17 protein-coding genes and 3 tRNA genes are annotated in these 18599 nt (G+C 38.8%); 7 read left to right on the plus strand and 13 right to left on the minus strand.

Annotated elements, in window-relative coordinates:
- Nucleotides 1–93 precede the first annotated feature (93 nt).
- Nucleotides 94–273 (plus strand): YlcI/YnfO family protein, encoded by a 180-nt coding sequence (locus tag Xind_RS09190; RefSeq protein ID WP_187649927.1) that lies wholly within the window; start codon nucleotides 94–96, stop codon nucleotides 271–273.
- 72 nt (nucleotides 274–345) lie between these two features.
- Here Xind_RS09190 and Xind_RS09195 read toward each other — a convergent pair whose 3' ends face one another.
- Nucleotides 346–555 (minus strand): helix-turn-helix transcriptional regulator, encoded by a 210-nt coding sequence (locus Xind_RS09195; protein ID WP_038190420.1) that lies wholly within the window; start codon nucleotides 553–555, stop codon nucleotides 346–348.
- 856 nt (nucleotides 556–1411) lie between these two features.
- On the opposite strand from Xind_RS09195, the gene Xind_RS09200 reads away from it, so the two are divergent.
- Nucleotides 1412–2821 (plus strand): hypothetical protein, encoded by a 1410-nt coding sequence (locus Xind_RS09200; protein ID WP_187649908.1) that lies wholly within the window; start codon nucleotides 1412–1414, stop codon nucleotides 2819–2821.
- 224 nt (nucleotides 2822–3045) lie between these two features.
- On the opposite strand, the gene Xind_RS09205 is transcribed toward Xind_RS09200, so the two are convergent.
- From Xind_RS09205 to Xind_RS09255, 11 genes are all read right to left on the minus strand, one after another.
- The gene (locus tag Xind_RS09205; protein ID WP_187649909.1) at nucleotides 3046–4308 is read right to left on the minus strand and encodes a tyrosine-type recombinase/integrase; all 1263 of its coding nucleotides are present in this window, start codon (nucleotides 4306–4308) and stop codon (nucleotides 3046–3048) included.
- 165 nt (nucleotides 4309–4473) lie between these two features.
- Nucleotides 4474–4560, minus strand: a tRNA-Leu gene (locus Xind_RS09210).
- Nucleotides 4561–4566: 6 nt separating this feature from the next.
- Nucleotides 4567–4640 (minus strand) — tRNA-Cys (locus Xind_RS09215).
- Between the two features lie 5 nt (nucleotides 4641–4645).
- Nucleotides 4646–4721, minus strand: a tRNA-Gly gene (locus Xind_RS09220).
- Nucleotides 4722–4866: 145 nt separating this feature from the next.
- Complete coding sequence (gene pgsA, locus Xind_RS09225; protein WP_047683519.1) at nucleotides 4867–5415, minus strand: CDP-diacylglycerol--glycerol-3-phosphate 3-phosphatidyltransferase; 549 nt, start codon at nucleotides 5413–5415, stop codon at nucleotides 4867–4869.
- A gap of 56 nt (nucleotides 5416–5471) precedes the next feature.
- Complete coding sequence (gene uvrC / locus Xind_RS09230; protein WP_187649910.1) at nucleotides 5472–7304, minus strand: excinuclease ABC subunit UvrC; 1833 nt, start codon at nucleotides 7302–7304, stop codon at nucleotides 5472–5474.
- A gap of 22 nt (nucleotides 7305–7326) precedes the next feature.
- Entirely contained in the window at nucleotides 7327–7986 is a 660-nt protein-coding gene (gene uvrY, locus Xind_RS09235; RefSeq protein ID WP_047683523.1) for a UvrY/SirA/GacA family response regulator transcription factor, read from the minus strand.
- 308 nt (nucleotides 7987–8294) lie between these two features.
- Nucleotides 8295–8696: a GFA family protein gene (locus tag Xind_RS09240; RefSeq protein ID WP_187649911.1), complete on the minus strand. Its 402-nt coding sequence runs from the start codon at nucleotides 8694–8696 to the stop codon at nucleotides 8295–8297.
- 141 nt (nucleotides 8697–8837) lie between these two features.
- A complete protein-coding gene (locus Xind_RS09245) occupies nucleotides 8838–9194 on the minus strand; it encodes a hypothetical protein (RefSeq protein WP_047683527.1) in 357 nt (118 codons plus the stop codon).
- A gap of 329 nt (nucleotides 9195–9523) precedes the next feature.
- Entirely contained in the window at nucleotides 9524–10309 is a 786-nt protein-coding gene (locus tag Xind_RS09250) for a thioesterase II family protein (RefSeq protein WP_052189636.1), read from the minus strand.
- 211 nt (nucleotides 10310–10520) lie between these two features.
- Nucleotides 10521–10769 (minus strand): histidine phosphatase family protein, encoded by a 249-nt coding sequence (locus Xind_RS09255; protein WP_187649912.1) that lies wholly within the window; start codon nucleotides 10767–10769, stop codon nucleotides 10521–10523.
- A 286-nt stretch (nucleotides 10770–11055) separates the two neighbouring features.
- Between Xind_RS09255 and adiA the strand changes: the two genes are divergently transcribed.
- The 5 genes from adiA (at nucleotide 11056) to Xind_RS09280 (ending at nucleotide 16547) form a co-directional block, all read left to right on the plus strand.
- The gene (gene adiA, locus Xind_RS09260) at nucleotides 11056–13338 is read left to right on the plus strand and encodes an arginine decarboxylase (protein WP_047683530.1); all 2283 of its coding nucleotides are present in this window, start codon (nucleotides 11056–11058) and stop codon (nucleotides 13336–13338) included.
- Nucleotides 13339–13341: 3 nt separating this feature from the next.
- Nucleotides 13342–14670, plus strand: coding sequence for an arginine/agmatine antiporter (gene adiC, locus Xind_RS09265; protein ID WP_047683533.1), 1329 nt, complete (start codon nucleotides 13342–13344; stop codon nucleotides 14668–14670).
- 318 nt (nucleotides 14671–14988) lie between these two features.
- Nucleotides 14989–15417: a universal stress protein gene (locus Xind_RS09270; protein ID WP_047683536.1), complete on the plus strand. Its 429-nt coding sequence runs from the start codon at nucleotides 14989–14991 to the stop codon at nucleotides 15415–15417.
- 155 nt (nucleotides 15418–15572) lie between these two features.
- Nucleotides 15573–16010, plus strand: coding sequence for a universal stress protein (locus Xind_RS09275; protein ID WP_047683539.1), 438 nt, complete (start codon nucleotides 15573–15575; stop codon nucleotides 16008–16010).
- A 147-nt stretch (nucleotides 16011–16157) separates the two neighbouring features.
- Nucleotides 16158–16547, plus strand: coding sequence for a nuclear transport factor 2 family protein (locus Xind_RS09280; RefSeq protein ID WP_187649913.1), 390 nt, complete (start codon nucleotides 16158–16160; stop codon nucleotides 16545–16547).
- 330 nt (nucleotides 16548–16877) lie between these two features.
- Here Xind_RS09280 and Xind_RS09285 read toward each other — a convergent pair whose 3' ends face one another.
- A complete protein-coding gene (locus Xind_RS09285) occupies nucleotides 16878–18515 on the minus strand; it encodes a hypothetical protein (RefSeq protein WP_047683545.1) in 1638 nt (545 codons plus the stop codon).
- Nucleotides 18516–18599: the final 84 nt, after the last annotated feature.

The following is an 18599-nucleotide window of genomic DNA, read 5'->3' on the forward strand; positions in this document are numbered from 1 at the left end:
AGATGTGTTCCCGCACACTGGGGCGTTGTTTTTTCATATTGATATAGGTAATGTGTAATGACACATAAATACATTACAGTGAGTGTAATTGACATGTCAATACACAAAAATACTCGTCGGGGCAATCCCCCATTCCAATTCAGACTTGATCCTGAACTACGGGCGCTCATGGAAATAGCCCAGGCACAAGATGGCGATGAGTCTTTAGCTGCGTGGATTAAGCGCATTGTCCGTAGAGAATTGCAGTCAAGAGGTATTGAATCTAACCCCTGAAAAAAGCAAGTTGAGGGTAGGCAAGTGCTACCCTTAGCTTTTGTATTCTTATCAAATGGTAGGTGCATGTCATTAAATACCACGAGATTCAGCAATCCGCTGATCTACCCAGCCATCAATTTCTGATTCAACAAACGCAACCGAACGAGGGCCGATTTTGACTTGTTTCGGGAATTTATCTTCTTTAATCAGCCTGTAGATCCATGCCTTGCTATAGCCCGTTCTGCGCTGAACTTCTGGCAGGCGAATAAGACTTTCTTTAGATGTTGTAATCGTTGGCATGTATACCCCCTGTTATCGAATCCTTGAAATGCCTTGGTAGACGTTATTTGATGACAGAGGATTATTTAAAAATTCTGTTTAATTGAAAGCGTAAACTCTTTATGCAATTCGTAAAATTAAATGCGGGGGATTGACTGTATGAAAAATAGTCCTGCGTGCCACGGGCACAGGAGATTAAAAAGCAATCATATGTATAATGAATGCTTTTTATTAATGAATTGAAAAATAAGGGAATATATTATTTATGCAGAGTGTGGAGCTTTAATTATTTATTTTTTGTATGAAAAATAGTCTTTGTTGTCTTGGGCAAAAAAGTCTAAAAAACTATCATCCGTGTAAATTTCAATCAAAAGAAGGGTAAAATAAATTGTTGACAAGACCAGAACATAAAATTCTTCATAGTTTATGAATTGCACGTAAATAGTTTTTGCTGGCACTGTCAGAAAAGGATAAAAATCACCATATGATGATTGTTATACTATGATGGATTTATCCGTTACTCTATTTGGCAGGATTCTGTAGAAAGGTACAGCTAAATCTGAAAGTCAGCTATGAGTGAGGAGCTGACATCGCTAGACACATGTATGTAGCAAGACATCTGATCCCAAATAATGCTTAAAGTACTTGATGACGTCCCTTTCTGATCACGGAGCATTAGCATGTTGGACAATGCAACATGTATAACGAATCGAGTATACCTATCAGACCAAAAAAACTGTTCACAGCGCTGAAACAATGCATCTTACTGTTAAGATAAATTTAAACACTGATAAATAGATATGATATCTTCAAACAATAACACTATGAAAATAATGTAAGTATTTAAAGTACATTTTCGAATCTTCTGAGATATGCAATGACAACACCAAACACAGTAAACTATCCGATCCCAGCAGACTGGCAACATTTTGAACGTTTAAGCGTTGCAATCATGAGCGCAATCTTCCAAAAACGTTTCCGTCAGTACGGTAGAAGTGGACAGCGTCAGGATGGCGTGGATCTATATTGTAAGCATAACGGTACATTTATCGCAGTTCAGTGTAAAGGGCGAAATCAGGGATATGGCAGTCGCCTGTCTCCTGAAGACATCAACAATGCTGTAAAAAGTACAGAAAAATTCCCGCATAAAATTGACGAGTTTTATATTCTCACTACGGGGCCGGACGATAAAAACCTCGAACAAAGAGCTTTTGAGCTCAGTTGTTCTCACAGCGAGACAGACAGTTTCACCGTACATGTATTTGGCTGGCAAACGCTTGAGAATATTATCCGCGAACATGAGTCTATCCAACGTGCATTTTATAGCGGATTTTTTAAAAGATTCTCCATAAAGCAATGCAGCACACTGATTGCCACAGGCTGCTTGCTTATTACTTTAAGTATTTTGGGTGTCTACAGATATGTGAATTATTACAGTGAAACGTCAGCACAACGAAAAGCAACATCTAAAGATACTGAAGAATTCGTGGCACTAAATGATAAGCTCATTAAGATCTATAATCATTGTGATGAGATGATGAATACCAACATACTTTCATCCTCATTTGAGCTTAAACAATTCTGTACTGTCCCCATTGCAAAGCAACTTGACTCTATTGATAAGTTTGTTCAAAAAGTAAGCCTGAACATTGATGCTAAGGCATATGACAACATGAGAGGAATGATTGAAGTTTTGCGTGAGGATCATCGGCAGGGGTTAATTGCCGTGGAAATGACTAGATTTTTTGAAGACAATATCATTCGCAGTCAGAAGGAAATGTGTTTACCCGAAAAACAGCGGAGCAAAGATGTTTTCAAAGAAACGAGAACAGCAGCAGAGAATGCTGTAAATCAGCAATTGCAGTTTTATTACGTTATGAATGATTTTATCCTTCCGGGGATGGAGTCGATGAAAGCCATTGCGTTAACATCTGCCCGACAGATAAATGACCAACCAGTTCCTCACAGCATGCTTGATCAGGCAAATCGTCTTAGTGGGATCCTGAAAGAGCGTTCTGAGTACAAGCTTAATAAATCCCAGACTCCATTCACCTTGTCAGTGATGAAAATCTATAGTAGTCGTGACATTAAAATGTCAGTCCCACTTCCAGATCCTGTCGAGGAATTTCGTTGGAATGATGTTCTGATGCGTAGCATTGGTATGTCATTTCTTGGAAGGGACAGCGATGCTCAGGAACTGGTGAAATGTGGCGTTTTCCGGGCAGAGGCTCCGGAGCACTTCAGAAAGGAAGAAAATGAAATTAGGAAGAAGGCTAAATCATTATAAAGCAGCATAGCAAGATCCACATGTATATATTGCGGAATTGACTTGCTTCCCATTTATTAACTCGTCATGGTGCTTGTAGTGTCCGCTTCTGATACTGAGCTGACTATCAGATTAAAGATGAAATAATGCAATTGTGGGTTGTATAAAAAGCAGACTTTGTTGGCAGTGCCAACAAAGTCTAAAAAATCATCTTTTATTCAATATATTATAAATATTAATTAATGTTACTTCCGGTGTTTCTTAGCAAAATCATACGGTGTGATATGTTTTTCCCGGTTTGCATCCAGATAATCGGCCCACCATTGCACCATCAGTCTCCGTTCATCCAGATGCTTAGAGGTGTGAATATAGGCAGCTCTGACGTTTTTTCTTTCTACGTGGCTTAACTGGCGTTCAATGGCATCATCATTCCATAATCCTGATTCTCCCATTGCACCACGTGCCATTGTTCGGAATCCATGCCCGCAAACATCGGTTTTGGTGTCGTATCCCATGCCACGAAGGGCATTATTAACCGTGCTTTCACTCATGACCTTTTGTGGATCGTGATCGTTAGGGAACATGACTTCACAGTCACCGCTCAGTTCGCGTAATGATTTGAACAAAATGACAGCCTGACGACTCAAAGGCACAATATGCTCCGTTTTCATTTTCATGCCCCGTTCGGAGAATTTAACGCCTTCAATGGCTTTTCTTGTGGCAGGGATTTTCCAGACAGCATTTTCAAGGTCGAGTTCTTCCCAACGGGCAAATCTCAATTCACTGGAACGGACAAATGTTAATAAAGTCAGTTCCACCGCGATACGGGTGATTAAGCGTCCACGATAGCGAGAAAGTCGGCTTAAAAATTCAGGTAAACGTTCGTGGGGAAGGGCGGGATGATGTTTAGATTTAACGGTGGAAAGTGCGCCAGCCATATCATTAGCCGGGTTGGAATCAAGGATATCATTCTGAACGGCATAACGCATAATGGAAGTGACACGCTGTTGCAGTCGCTGGGCAATGTCATGTTTTCCATCAGCATCAACGGTTTTGATCGGCGCTAACAGTTGGCTTGTCCGTAAAGTGGAAATATCAAGCCTGCCAATATGTGGGAAAATATAATGTTCAAGGCTGCGTAGAATGCGGTTGCCGTGATCTTCGCTCCAACGTTTATTGCTGGCGTGCCAGTCACGGGCGACTTTTTCAAAGGTATGTTTTCCTTTTGCTCCAACGTGTGCGTCTTTTTTCTCGGCTTTGGGATCAATGCCCTGAGCAATCAGTTTCTTGGCTTCGTCTCGCTTAGCTCGCGCATCGGCTAAAGAAACGGTTGGATAGACACCGAACGCCAGTCGGTCTTCTTTTTTATCGGTGGGGCGGTAGTACTTCATACGCCAGTACTTCGAGCCGCGTGTCGTAACTTCTAAATAGAGACCGCCGCCATCGGCGAGTTTGTAGGTTTTTTCTTTGGGCTTTGCTGTTTCGATTTGTCGTGCGTTTAGTTTCATTATAAGGGGCACATTTAAAATAGAAGTGTAGGTGCCCCTGATTATGCCCCGCCGTGCATGTTGATTGCAATAGACTAGAGTAGGCCTAAAAAGAAAAGACCTGATTGATTTATCAGGTCTTTCTAAGAGTTGGTTTACTAGTGTAGACGTTAGTAAACCTATGTTTGGTGCCCAGGGCGGGACTTGAACCCGCACAGCCTTAAGGCCGAGGGATTTTAAATCCCTTGTGTCTACCGATTTCACCACCTGGGCTGAATCTGGAGGCGCGTCCCGGAGTCGAACCGAGGTAGACGGATTTGCAATCCGCTGCATGGCCACTCTGCCAACGCGCCTTTTTTGGAGCGGGAAACGAGACTCGAACTCGCGACCCCAACCTTGGCAAGGTTGTGCTCTACCAACTGAGCTATTCCCGCCTTTCCTCCGAACCGCTTGATTTACTTAATTTATTTTGTAAACCTCATGTGCCGTTCGATGCGTTGCATTCTACTTATTTCACGAAATGAGTCAACACAATTATTTATAAAATCGGTTCGTTCGGTGATTTTTGCGTCATTTAGATCAGGTTTCACGCAAGTCACCCCATGCCGCGCTCAAATATTGAAACATTGACCAGAATGTTAAGATTGCTGCAGCGTATAATAAGATGAATCCACTAACTTCTAATTCAACATTAGGACGCCATAATAAAGCAACCAATGCAGCCATCTGTGCGGTTGTTTTGAATTTTCCCATCCAGGAAACTGCTACACTGCTGCGTTTTCCCAGTTCAGCCATCCATTCCCGAAGGGAAGAGATAATGATCTCTCGTGCAATCATTGTCGCTGTCGGTAAGGTTATCCACCAGGTGTGATAATATTCAGTTATCAATACCAATGCGGTAGCAACCATTACTTTATCTGCAACTGGATCGAGAAATGCACCAAAACGTGTTGTCTGTTTCCATAAGCGGGCAAGAAAACCATCAAACCAATCTGTCGCAGCAGCGATAATAAAGATGATGGCGCATAACATCGGTGCCCATTGGAAAGGCAGATAAAACGCCAAAACAAAAAACGGGATTAAGGCAATACGAAACAGGGTAAGCCATGTTGGAATATTTAATTGCATAATGCTTAGTAACTATCTGGCCATGTAAAGTTTATTAGTATGGTGCATCAATACTCTTAGTGTTTCAACGCATTATAGATTTTTTCTGCCAGTGAATAAGAGATAGAAGGCACTTTTGCGATCTCTTCTACACTTGCGTTGCGTAAGGGCTGTAATCCTCCCATATATTTTAACAGCATTTGTCGACGTTTTGGCCCAATTCCTTCTATAGATTCCAGTGTGCTGGTCTTTTTCATTTTTTCCCGACGTTGACGATGACCTGTTATAGCATGGTTATGAGATTCATCACGAATGTGTTGAATGACGTGTAATGCCGGAGAGTCAGGAGGAAGAGCTATGCCTTCGCTTTCTACTGTGAAAAATAGAGTTTCCAAACCTGCTTTACGGTCACTCCCTTTTGCTACACCAATCAGTTTGGGATGTTCTTTATCCCATTCGACATTTAATGAGCGAAAAACTTCTATTGCTTGCGTTAGCTGTCCTTTGCCGCCGTCTATAAAGATAATGTCAGGGATTTTGGCTGAATCAATTGCTTTGCTGTATCGACGACGCAAAACCTGATTCATTGCAGCATAGTCATCTCCTGCTGTTATTCCCGTTATGTTATAGCGACGATATTCAGAACGTACAGGGCCATTGCTATCGAATACAACACAGGATGCAACAGTTTGTTCACCCATAGTATGGCTAATGTCGAAGCACTCCATTCTGTGAATTTTTTCAATGCCTGCAAATTCAGCAAGTGCGGCCAGGCGTTGGTGAATTGTCGATTGCTGAGAAAGTTTACTGGTTAATGCTGTGGCTGCATTGGTGCGTGCCAGTTTGAGGTAGCGGGCTCTGTCACCTCTTGGGCGCGGTTGAATATGAACTTTTCTGCCGGATAAGGAAGAAAGGGAACTTTCCAGTAATTCTTTCTCCGGTAATGAGAAGTCCAACAAAATCTCTGTTGGTAATGTTCTGTTCTGGCTGCCCTGAAGGTAAAACTGACCAAGGAAAGTTTGTACTACTTCATCTAATTTAGTATCGATTGGGATTTTGGGATAGTAACTACGGCTACCCAAAATTTTGCCCTGACGAATGAATAAAACATGCACACATGCCATACCGGCGTCAAAAGCAACACTGATAGCATCCAGATCATCTTCTCCACCAGAGACGAACTGCCGTTCAGTAACTTGCCGGACAGCTTGAATCTGATCACGATAACGTGCTGCATCTTCAAAGTTAAGTTGTTTGCTTGCATCTTCCATTCTTTTAATCAGCTTGGTCAGTACCTGCTGGTCTTTGCCGGACAGAAACAGGCGGACGTATTCTACCTGCTGCTGATACTCTTCATCTGTCACAAATCCTTTGACACAAGGGGCAAGGCAGCGGCCAATCTGGTATTGCAGGCAGGGCCTGGAACGATTGCGGTATACGCTGTCTTCACATTGGCGAATGGGAAATAATTTTTGCAAAAGTGCTAATGTGTCACGTACTGCATGGGAATTTGGAAATGGCCCAAAATATTCCCCCTTAGCATGTTTGGCACCACGGTATATAGCCAGACGAGGGTGTATATCACCACTTAAGAAAATATACGGGTAAGACTTATCGTCCCGCAGTAATACATTGTAGCGAGGCTGATAAAGTTTGATGTAGTTGTGTTCAAGTAGAAGTGCTTCTGTCTCTGTATGGGTTATGGTGACATCGATTTGGGCGATATTTTTCACCAGCGATTCTGTTTTGCGGCTGCCCACTTGTGCACGAAAATAGCTGGATAGCCGCTTTTTCAGATCCTTGGCTTTACCGACATAAATCACCGTGCCAGTGGTATCATACATTCGATAGACACCTGGTTGACTGGTTACTGTTTTTAAAAATGCCTTTGAATCAAATTGCTCTGCCACGATTTACCACCCATCACTGTTATCATCCACTATGATTTATCATATTGGGTGCATCAAGCAAACCATAGCGTATTGCTATATGAGTTAATTCTACATCACCCTTGATATTCAATTTGTTAAACATCCTATAGCGGTAGCTGTTTACTGTTTTCGGACTGAGGTTGAGTAACGTCGATATCTCATTCACCTTTTTACCCTGAGTTATCATTGTCATAATTTGGAGCTCTCGCTCAGACAGTTCATCCAACGGGTTCTCTTTTTGCGGGGATAGCTGATCGAGTGCCATCCGTTGGGCAATATCAGGAGAGATATAGCGTTGCCCTGCATAAACTGTTCGGATAGCGTTGATCATATCCTGAGGCGTTGCTGCTTTACTCAAATATCCTCTGACTCCGGCCTGCATCACTTTTGTCGGCAGGGAGCTGTCTGTGTGGATAGTCAACATAATTACGCGGGTATCCGGTGAATAGCGAATGATTTTTTTCGCGGCTTCAAGGCCTCCTATTCCCGGCATTCCCATATCCATCATAACGACATCCGTGTTGTTTGACCTGCACCATTTAACGGCATCTTCTCCGCTACTGGCTTCTCCTATAACTTTAATTCCCCGTACGTCATCAAGTATGCCTTTCACGCCAATGCGAACTAGTTCGTGATCATCAACTAATAAAACATTAATCAAACAACTTCTCCACCAACGTAATACCTACTGAAAATAGTGACAAATTAAGAAAATCCCAATGGATGAACTGAATTTATCTTTATGATTTTTATAATATAATTCGACATAGAGTTACTCTGACGCTCAAATCAAATTAAATTGTTCTTGATAAAGACTATATTATACTGGGATTAGTGTAAAACAGAAATAAAATTGTTACATATCAATAGAGTAAATGTAAAAGCAATTATTTTTTATGAGATGTATTTGTTATAAAGCTTGTTTGTCCTGAAAAATGCAACGAGGGGAATTTCCCCTCATGCTAATGGTTATTTAAATAAGTTAAGAATATCTTGCTTAGTAAACATTGGTGTTTTTTCAACAAAGTTGTAATAGCCGGGTTTGCTGTCGACAAAGATCTGTTTAGATAATTTTCCTGAGTTACTATTTTCAAATAGCGAAACTGGGACGATATAAGTACCAGGTTGATGCAGATGGTAAAAGAGGTGAGTTCCACAGTTTTTACAGAAAGCCCGCTCTGCCCACTCTGAAGATGGATAGATTGAAACATTCTCATTACCCGCTATTTGCAAATCGTTTTTGCAATCTACAGCTAAAAACGGGCCTCCATTCCATTTCTGGCATGTTTCACAGTGGCAGGCATTGATATTTTCAATACTTTGGTTAGTTTTTATTTCTACTGCACCACACAAGCAATTGCCTTTATTCATTATTCTGCCTTATATATTTGAGATGATTATTTGAAATTTTATACAAATATGATTGGGGAAGAGCTATTTTGTTTTGTCGTAATTGTCACATTTATCACAATAATCTGCTGGTTAGGTGCGGCATAAAGTAAGAATGATGAATTATTTCTTTTTATCTTCGTCTTCATCATCAATATGCCAGCTATGTAATATACGATGAACAAATGGTGTAACCACCAATCCGACAGCAATGAAAAAGATCGCTTGTAGAAATAAGCCATAAACAGCCGCAAAATATTTTCCCAGTGTACTGGTTGGCTCAATATGTAGGCTTTGCGTTCCAATCATTGAAATAGAATTTAAAAGCGCATCAGGAATAGCATGGTTTTCAATCAGGAAAAAGCCTAATACTCCGGGAATAATACCGATTAAAAAAATGATAAGAGCATGAAGAAAGAAACGTAAGAGTCGTAAAAGAAAACGATCCAGACTGATTAATTTGTCAGTAAATTTCTCCATGCTGAGACCTCCACCAATAAATCTTTTATCTTTTCAATGATGATTATCTAAGTAAACTCGCCAGTAAAAATATTATAGACTGTTTAATATTATTTTTATTCTTTCATTGTTTAAATTTCCTTTTTCTGAAAGGAAAAATAGAAGAAGGGTTTATCTGTTTTCTCATCATTACAAAAATATAGATAATTTTCATGTGATTCGAAAAATAGCCTTGAGCCTCTTATAATATGCCTAATAAGTTTCAAGTTTCATCACGGCGGCAATAGAACAAAACCCCAGAAACATAGACTAATATGTGACCAGGAATTTGTTCTTTTATAGAGTATTAGTTAAGCACTTGACAGGAGTGTGTATGGCCGTCTGGATAATTTTAATTCAAGGATATTTGCTACAGCATCGATAACCGGGTCATTATTATCATCAATAAAGAAGTGGCTACCTTCAAAAATGATGACTTTTTTATCCTGCTCGAAAAAATCAAGCCAGGAATAAAGTTCTTGCTCTGCTACCAGAGCATCATTTGTTCCGCCGAATACCGTTAGAGGGCAAGCCAAAGATGCTGTACCGGAATAGTAATACTCTTCTGATATTTTAAAATCAGCCTTTATGGCAGGTAAAATCAGTGAAAGTAATTCATCATTATCAATAATCTCTTGATTAACACGCCCAAATTCCTGCAATGCAATAGTAAACTCTTTATCTTCTAGAGCACTTATTGGTTTTCGGATGGCGGAAACTTGCGGCCCTCTGCTACCTGAGGCGATAAATTCAATGGGTAACGGTAATGATTCTGCATCGATTTTTCTTAACAGTTCAAAAGCTATCCGGCTGCCTAAACTGTGTCCTAAAAAGATGTACGGTACATTCAATAGTGGCTTAATATTGACATATAAGTCTTCAATCAGGCTTTTCATATCGTCATAAGGCTTTTCCTTGAATCTTGCTCCCTTACCTGGTGGTTGAATAACTAAAAATTCTACGTTTGCTCTGATTTTTCTGGCAAAAGGAACAAAAGTTGAGCTACCGCCTCCGGCATAAGGAAAACAAAATATCCTGATTTCTGGATTAAAAACATGGTTTAGTTTAATAAAACAAGGGGAGTAGTCTTTGTTCACAATCGGATCCCATTATTATTTTTTTAGGTAGATTAAAATAAGCAGATTTGATTATTTCTGATTTCTCATTAGTAGAATGCTATCGTCCCTGGAGCATTCTATCCAATATTAAAATATAATTCTTTTTGGGATTTTTTATTATGGTAATAAGATTTTATGAAATGAGACAGAAAAGGTGATTTTGGGATTATCCTATTGAATATATTATCTTTTATATTCTTGCTAACTGGGTTGCAATACCCCAGTTAACCACATTGGTATGCTTTTTTGTAATATCAATCATTGAATAACTATAATTTTGGCGATGATATTGTGTTGTATCTTCCCGTAAATTACCTCCTTTTAGCTGCCATATCAGTGATTGTAGCGTACGGTCGTGTGTAAACAGGTATACCATTTTATCGCTGTTATTCGTCACTAAACTTTGTATATAACTGATGGCCCCTTGCGCTACTTCCAATGTCTGATTCTCCCTCAAGTATAACTATCGTTGGATTGCACAATCAAAAATAACCACTATATTTAATCAATGTGATTTTAAGCTGGAAATTTATATTCTCGCAAATAGTTAGTTAATGTTATCAAATAATCGATATTCATGTTACGACTCATACAGTACTGTGAAAAATAATTTTGATGCAATGTTATAGCAGTGATAACCGTGTAATTTTCCTGATTATGTTAATCATTCTATGGCAAGCGCCAGGTAACACTCAGTTCATTTGTCATTTTGATAGGAAAACATCATGAAGGTATTGATAGCAAAAAACGAAGTGGGTACAAGGCATTATAGCTACTATATCGAAAATGCAGTGCACCGCTTGGCAGATAAATTAATTGAACGGGACGTTGACGTTGTTATTGCAGACTCTTTTGATGACAGTTATACGATAATTGCAGCCAACGAGTCGTTTGATTGTTTAATGGTAAGTTGTGCATTGATGGATGATGACTTATTTCAGCAAATCCAAAAATTACTGAATAAACTGTTTGAGCGTCAAGAAAATGTACCGGTATTTCTATTAAGCGATCGGGAAAAAACGGTATTTTTATTGAATCATGAGATGTTGGAACAATTAGCCGAATTTGCCTGGATACTTGAAGATTCCTCAGATTTTATTGCCGGTAGGGCTATTGCAGCCATGCACCGTTATCGCCAACAATTATTACCGCCATTGATGTCAGCTTTGATGAATTACAGAAAAGTCTATGAATATTCCTGGGCAGCGCCAGGGCATCAGGGTGGTGTTGGGTTTAATAAAACACCTGTTGGTCGCATTTATCATGATTACTACGGAGAGAATCTTTTTCGTACGGATATGGGAATTGAGCGATCTTCACTGGGGTCGCTGTTGGATCACAGTGGGGCGTTTGGCGAGAGTGAAAAAAACGCTGCCAGAGTATTTGGTGCAGACCATTCTTATTCTGTTGTTGTCGGTACATCAGGCTCTAACCGTACGATAATGCAAGCCTGTATGACAGAAGATGACATCGTTATCATCGACCGTAATTGTCATAAATCCATTGAGCAGGGGCTTATTTTAACAGGGGCAAAGCCTGTCTATATGCTGCCGAGCCGTAACCGATATGGCATTATTGGCCCCATTTATCCGCAGGAAATGGAGACGAAGACACTCCAGAGAAAACTGAAACAGAGCCCACTAACCAAAGATAAAGTGAAGCAAAAACCCGTTTATTCCGTTGTGACGAATTGTACTTATGATGGTGTTTGTTATAACGCCAAACATGTACAAAACCTGCTGGATAAAAGTGTCGATAGAATACATTTCGATGAAGCATGGTATGGTTATGCCCGTTTTAATCCTATCTATCATGATCATTATGCCATGCGGGGTGATCCTAAAAAGCATAAAGGGCCAACTGTTTTTGCCACTCATTCATCTCATAAGTTATTGAATGCCCTTTCGCAAGCTTCTTTCATTCATGTACGTGATGGCCGCAATCCGATTGATTTTTCAAGATTTAATCAAGCTTATATGATGCATGCGACAACATCACCTTTGTATGCGATCTGTGCTTCAAATGACGTTGCTGTCTCAATGATGGATGGTAACAGTGGTTATTCTTTGACACAGGAAGTGATTGAGGAAGCGGTCGATTTTCGTCAGGCATTGGCGCACTTGTATCGGGATTTTGGTAAAAAGGGCGATTGGTTCTTTAAGCCCTGGAATCAGGAAAAAGTAACAGATCCTGCGACTGGTAAGAAAATTGCTTTTGCTGATGCCCCAAAAGAGTTACTGACCAAAGAACAAAGCTGCTGGACGATGGATCCGGGTGATAGTTGGCATGGGTTTGAGGATTTGCCCAATGACTGGAGTATGCTTGATCCTATCAAAGTCAGCATCCTGACACCGGGTATGGGAGATAATGGTAAGTTATTAAAACAGGGTGTACCAGCAGCGTTAGTGACGGCATGGTTAAGTCAACATGGTATTGTCCCGACGCGCACGACTGATTTTCAAATCATGTTCCTGTTCTCAATGGGAATTACCAAAGGGAAATGGGGGACTTTGCTGAATACCTTATTGTCTTTCAAACATCACTACGATGCGAATACACCTATGAGTAAAGTATTACCTGACTTGGTGAACGAACATCAAGAAGTGTATGGCAAGTTAGGAGTAAAAGATTTAGGCGATAAAATGTTCGCTTACTTATATAAGAATAATCCGGGTGAAAAACTGAATCAGGCTTATGCTGCGTTACCTGAAGTTGATATGACACCACGAACGGCTTATCAGGCGATTGTGACCAATAATGTGGAATTGGTGGCACTCGATAAACTTCCTCACCGCATTGCGGCGAACTCAATTATTCCTTATCCACCCGGCATTCCCATGTTGATGTCAGGGGAAAACTTCGGTGACAAAAACAGCCCGCAAATTGGTTACTTGCATGCGTTGCAAAAATGGGATCGTGAATTCCCTGGCTTTGAGCATGAAACAGAAGGAACGGAGATTATTGATGGTATTTATCATGTCATGTGTATTAAGCGTAAGGGAAAATAAACTATGGCTACGATTGCAGACACCAAAAAAGTGGGTTTAATCCCCGTTACGCTGATGGTAGCGGGGAACATCATGGGATCGGGAGTTTTCCTGCTACCGGCGAGCTTGGCAGCGACGGGAGGGATTGCTATCCTGGGATGGCTGGTAACCATCATTGGTGCGGTCGGGCTATCTATGGTATATGCCAAGATGTCTTCATTGGATGATAGCCCAGGTGGTTCTTATGCCTATGCCAGACGGGCTTTTGGGCCATTTTTAGGTTATCAGACCAACGTACTTTACTGGCTGGCCTGTTGGATTGGGAATATTGCTATGGTCGTGATTGGGGTAGGTTACATCAGTTATTTTTTCCCTATCCTAAAAGATCCAATCATTTCTACATTCACCTGTATAGCGATACTGTGGATTTTTGTGTTTTTGAATATTATCGGCCCGCATGTCATAACCAGAGTACAGGCCGTGGCTACAACACTCGCCCTGATCCCGATTGTCGCAGTTGCTGTATTTGGCTGGTTCTGGTTTAGTGGCTCAACCTACATGAATGCCTGGAATGTCAGTGGATTAGATACTATTAGTGCCATTCAAAGCACCTTAAACGTGACATTATGGTCTTTTATTGGTGTTGAAAGTGCCTCAGTTGCCGCGGGAGTCGTCAAAAATCCAAAGCGGAACGTGCCGATTGCGACTATCGGCGGTGTATTGATTGCTGCTGTGTGTTATGTGTTGTCCAGCAGTGTCATTATGGGGATGATCCCCAACGCAACATTAGTCGTTTCATCTTCTCCGTTTGGTGATGCGGCACGTCTGGCACTGGGCGATACTGCCGGTGCAATAGTCGCATTTTGTGCAGCAGCCGGATGTTTAGGATCATTAGGCGGTTGGACATTGCTTGCCGGGCAGACAGCAAAAGCTGCGGCAGATGATGGTTTATTCCCTAAAATTTTTGCCAAAGTGAACAAGGCCGGAACGCCTGTGGATGGATTATTAATTTTGGGTGTTTTGATGACGATTGTGCAGTTCAGTAGCATCTCTCCTGATGCGGCGAAAGAATTCAGCCTGGTTTCATCCGTATCAGTGATTTTTACCCTAATACCTTATTTGTACACTTGTGCGGCCTTGCTGCTGCTTGGTCATGGTCACTTTGGACAGGAAAAAACGCGTTATATTGTGATCACCTTCATTGCCTTTATTTATTGCATTTGGGCCGTATTGGGGACAGGTGCAAAAGAAGTAGTTTGGACGCTGGTGGTAATGATGGTTATAACAGCCATGTATACCTTTAACTACAACGCAAAGCATCCAGCTCCATTCCCGTTAGAAAAAAAAGATTAATGCGATCTTTATCTTATTATAATGCGCTGATATTCAGCGCTTTTTTATGTTAATTTTTGCGATTGAACCAATTTTTCAATACATCACAGATTAAAATTTGTGTACCAGACTTTTTTGATGTGCCGCCATAATCTCCCAATGTTTTTAATTTAAAACAAATTGTTATGCTTGTGATTTTGTCAGGTTAAACCCCTGTTTATTGGTTTGGATAAGCGCTAAGATGTTGAGTTGTTAGACAACTCACAGTAAGTTATTCTGGAGCTTAATATACTTGGAGAATCAGTTAATTTTAGGTAGTTAAATAATAGGAGCGTGCATATGTACAGAACTATTTTATTACCAGTAGATATCTCTGAAGATGAACTGACAAGCAAGGCTGTTCACTGCGCGCTTAACATTGCCAGAGAAACAGGTGCTAAGTTGCATATTTTACATGTATTACCTATTTCATCCGCGATTATTAATGCTTATGCATTAGGGTACATGGAAATTAAAGACAAAGCGACGATTAAGGCTGAAGAAGATTTGAGTAAGTTGGCTGCTTCCATTGATTTGCCGAATGATCGTATCAGTTATTCAATTGCTTTTGGCTCACCGAGAGACGAAATCACCTCTACAGCAGATGAAATCGAAGCTGATCTGATAGTGATTGGCTCAAGGCGGCCGAATATTACTACCCATTTATTAGGTTCTAACTCTGCGGCAGTTGTCAGATATGCGAAAACATCTGTATTGGTTGTGAGATAGTTATTCGCATTGATAATTATTATCGGTTTTTGTTGTGGTTTTATTGATGGTTAAAACGTAATGGTTAGCGGCTATACCCTATCTATTTCAATAGATTGCTGATAAAGCGTAATTTGAGAGACAATGGGTATATATTCGATTACAGGGGAGTAAATATGTATAAAATGATTTTAGTTCCAATAGATATTGCTGAAGATCATCTGACTGACAATGCGCTTAAGCATGCGGAATTTTTGGCAAAAATCTCTGATGCAAAAGTGCATCTTTTTCACTCAGTTCCTGATATTTCGAGATTTTCTGTAAGCTATAGCTATCATTATGATTTACTGAGCGCCTTTGCGAAAAAAGCCATTGCAAATTCCGAAGAGGAACTCAAAAAAGTGGTAGAAAAAATCAATTTGCCGAAGGATAGAGTTTCGTACTCTGTTGCCTTTGGTTCTCCACGTGACAAAGTGCTTTCTACTGCCCGTGAGATTGATGCCGACCTGATTGTCGTCGGTTCGCGAAGACCTGATATCTCAACCCACCTGCTGGGTTCGAATGCATCGGGTATCGTAGGGTATGCAAATATTTCTGTATTAGTCGTTCGCTAACCTAACCTATTTTGGTATTAGCGGATATTAAAATACTATATACCCAGCAGAATTTTTATCTGTTGGGTGATTACTCTAGTAATTTTCAAAGATCATCATCATTAACGGGGCTGTAACCACTATTTTCTTTTTTATGGAGGATATATTTTGTCTTATTCTAATATAGTGATAAATTCTTTAAAACGTATACTTGAAAATAATGATGTTAATAATTCAACCATTGAGGAATATTTTCCCAAGAATTATGTTCAAGTAGTAAATGGTAATGAACTTAATTTTAATGATTTTATTTCTCACATAAATTTATTAAAAGAAACTTTGATAAGTACGAAGGTCAATATTTTATCCATTGCGGAAAAAGAAAATAATGTCCATACACACCATATAGTAAAAGCAATAAAAAAGGATGGTGAACATGTTGAATTTGAAGTATTTGCCAGATTCTTGATTAACGAAAGCAAAATAATACGTTGCTATGAGTTAAACAGAAAAATTAGCGGCAGTGAACAGGATGATGATTTAGGATCTAGGAAATAGTGTTATTTATTATACTCTCAATGATCCATGGCATATATAACATTCTCATGTGGTATTCAATGGCTAACAGTAACTGATATGGTTTTAAACTGATTGAGTGGTTCGCAGGTTCTGGTAGATTATTTTAATTGAAATACCTTATTGTAGGCATAGCAATGATAACAGAAGAGTTTCTTTGCTATGCCTTTTGACACTTTATGATTTGTGGTAATAGATAATAAATATCAATTTTATCCATGCCTTACCGCTAAAATCTTAATACTATATTATAACAGATAACCATTTGATATATAAGAAAAAATATGCTTATAATTAATTAACTTCAAACAATTATTTTTCATAACTATCTGTATCAATCATACTTTTCCAGTAATGGCTATACGTTTTTTCTTGAGTAGATGGGTCAATTGTATAATATTCAAAATAAATAACACCTGGAGCACCATTGTTAGGATCAGATTTAATCTCATTAAATTCGGGATATTTAAACTTTACAATGATAGAGGAAGTTTTTCCTTTTATTTTATCAGGTTCATTAGAAACTATGAATTTTAATGTTTGATTAAAATTTTTATTGTTCGATTTAACATATAATCTTAAATAAACATTTTCCCCCCAAATAGGATAAGAAGGATCATTATCGTCATTAGTCCCCAAAATTTTTACATACAATTCATATCCACTGACAGGATAGTTAGATATCTTCTCTAAATTCACGTTTTCATTATTTAGAATGATATATTGCTCTGAATTTTCAAGTTTGGGATCATTATTAATATCCGCAAAACTTGAAAATATAGTAGGTATATTGTACGTCCTCTTCACATCCTTATTAGGCGCATTAATTTCATTACCTATATATCTGACAGTTCTCTTACCAGAATACTGACTTATTCCATTCATAGGAGCAATCACATAGTAAAATTCTGAATTTTTTTTAAATGGAAAAATATCTCTTGGCATTCTAAAAATGTAATTATTTTCACCTGGATTAGAAGCATCGGAAATTTTTTTTACAGGTAAAACTAACCCTTCAGGATCTAATGAACCATCCGGTTTGCTCTTAGTAAAGAATAACACACTATCTGTTATTGATGAATTAGTATAAGAGCTGATTTGAACCTCAAATAATTTCCTGCCATTTCCGCTTAATACTTCTCCAGAAAGTTCAAAAATATATGGTTCATCGAGTAAATATTCTTCTTTTATAGGTGAAGATGTAATGATATATATATTACCAGAATAATATTGATATCCAACTCCTTCCATTTTACTGATAAGCTCCAAAATAACAGGCTTGTTTCGCATTGCATAAACTCTAAACCTAATTCTTCCCTCGTTATCACTAGTAACTGTTACCTCAATTTTATCATCATGAATAAATGGTATTATACGTTGAGGTATCTGTGTTGAGTCTCTAGGATCAGTAGTAATAATGACTTTTTTTTCTATATGATCTTTAATTTCAGAAAAAATCTGAATAGGGGTATTTCTCAATAACTGACCACGAGTATCAAATAATCTGGTATAATATTTAACATAATGATCACTATTATTAGACAATTGATTATGCCCACTTGGTGTTATACATATTTTTTTGTCTTTATACAATTGGATAGTATGTTTAATTAAATTCTTTGCATAATATTTTACTACTCTTTCAATGCCTGAAAGAGTAAAGGAAATTTCATCACCTGGACTTAATAAGTCAATACCTCCAACAATACAATAAGCTACCATTTTGGCTGATTTTTTATCTTTTGACAAACTAAAACTACGAATATTTTCTATATGTTCAAATCCTTTCTGATTTTCTATTTCTATATTTAATGAGTCTGGAATTTTATTCTTTGAACTAATTAAAATTTCAAGGTAAAATTTCTGACCAATAACAACATCAGCTCCATTTTTTACAGATAAAATTAAATCAATACTATCATCAAATATTAATTTTTCTGCTTTAAACATATTTCACCTCATATAAATCATATATAAATCGCCTTTATGAAATATAATTTTTTATATTAAAGTTAATAATGATAAATCATGACC

The sequence above is a fragment of the Xenorhabdus indica genome, assembly GCF_014467235.1.
Classification (GTDB): Bacteria; Pseudomonadota; Gammaproteobacteria; order Enterobacterales; family Enterobacteriaceae; genus Xenorhabdus; species Xenorhabdus indica.

Coding starts and splice junctions, on each gene's coding strand:
- Xind_RS09240 (WP_187649911.1), bottom strand. CDS start 8,696: ATGAATAAAGGCAATTGCTTGTGTGGTGCAGTAGAAATAAAAACTAAC.
- Xind_RS09275 (WP_047683539.1), top strand. CDS start 15,573: ATGTATAAAATGATTTTAGTTCCAATAGATATTGCTGAAGATCATCTG.
- Xind_RS09205 (WP_187649909.1), bottom strand. CDS start 4,308: ATGAAACTAAACGCACGACAAATCGAAACAGCAAAGCCCAAAGAAAAA.
- Xind_RS09200 (WP_187649908.1), top strand. CDS start 1,412: ATGACAACACCAAACACAGTAAACTATCCGATCCCAGCAGACTGGCAA.
- pgsA (WP_047683519.1), bottom strand. CDS start 5,415: ATGCAATTAAATATTCCAACATGGCTTACCCTGTTTCGTATTGCCTTA.
- Xind_RS09270 (WP_047683536.1), top strand. CDS start 14,989: ATGTACAGAACTATTTTATTACCAGTAGATATCTCTGAAGATGAACTG.
- Xind_RS09195 (WP_038190420.1), bottom strand. CDS start 555: ATGCCAACGATTACAACATCTAAAGAAAGTCTTATTCGCCTGCCAGAA.
- Xind_RS09190 (WP_187649927.1), top strand. CDS start 94: ATGTCAATACACAAAAATACTCGTCGGGGCAATCCCCCATTCCAATTC.
- Xind_RS09285 (WP_047683545.1), bottom strand. CDS start 18,515: ATGTTTAAAGCAGAAAAATTAATATTTGATGATAGTATTGATTTAATT.
- adiA (WP_047683530.1), top strand. CDS start 11,056: ATGAAGGTATTGATAGCAAAAAACGAAGTGGGTACAAGGCATTATAGC.
- adiC (WP_047683533.1), top strand. CDS start 13,342: ATGGCTACGATTGCAGACACCAAAAAAGTGGGTTTAATCCCCGTTACG.
- Xind_RS09245 (WP_047683527.1), bottom strand. CDS start 9,194: ATGGAGAAATTTACTGACAAATTAATCAGTCTGGATCGTTTTCTTTTA.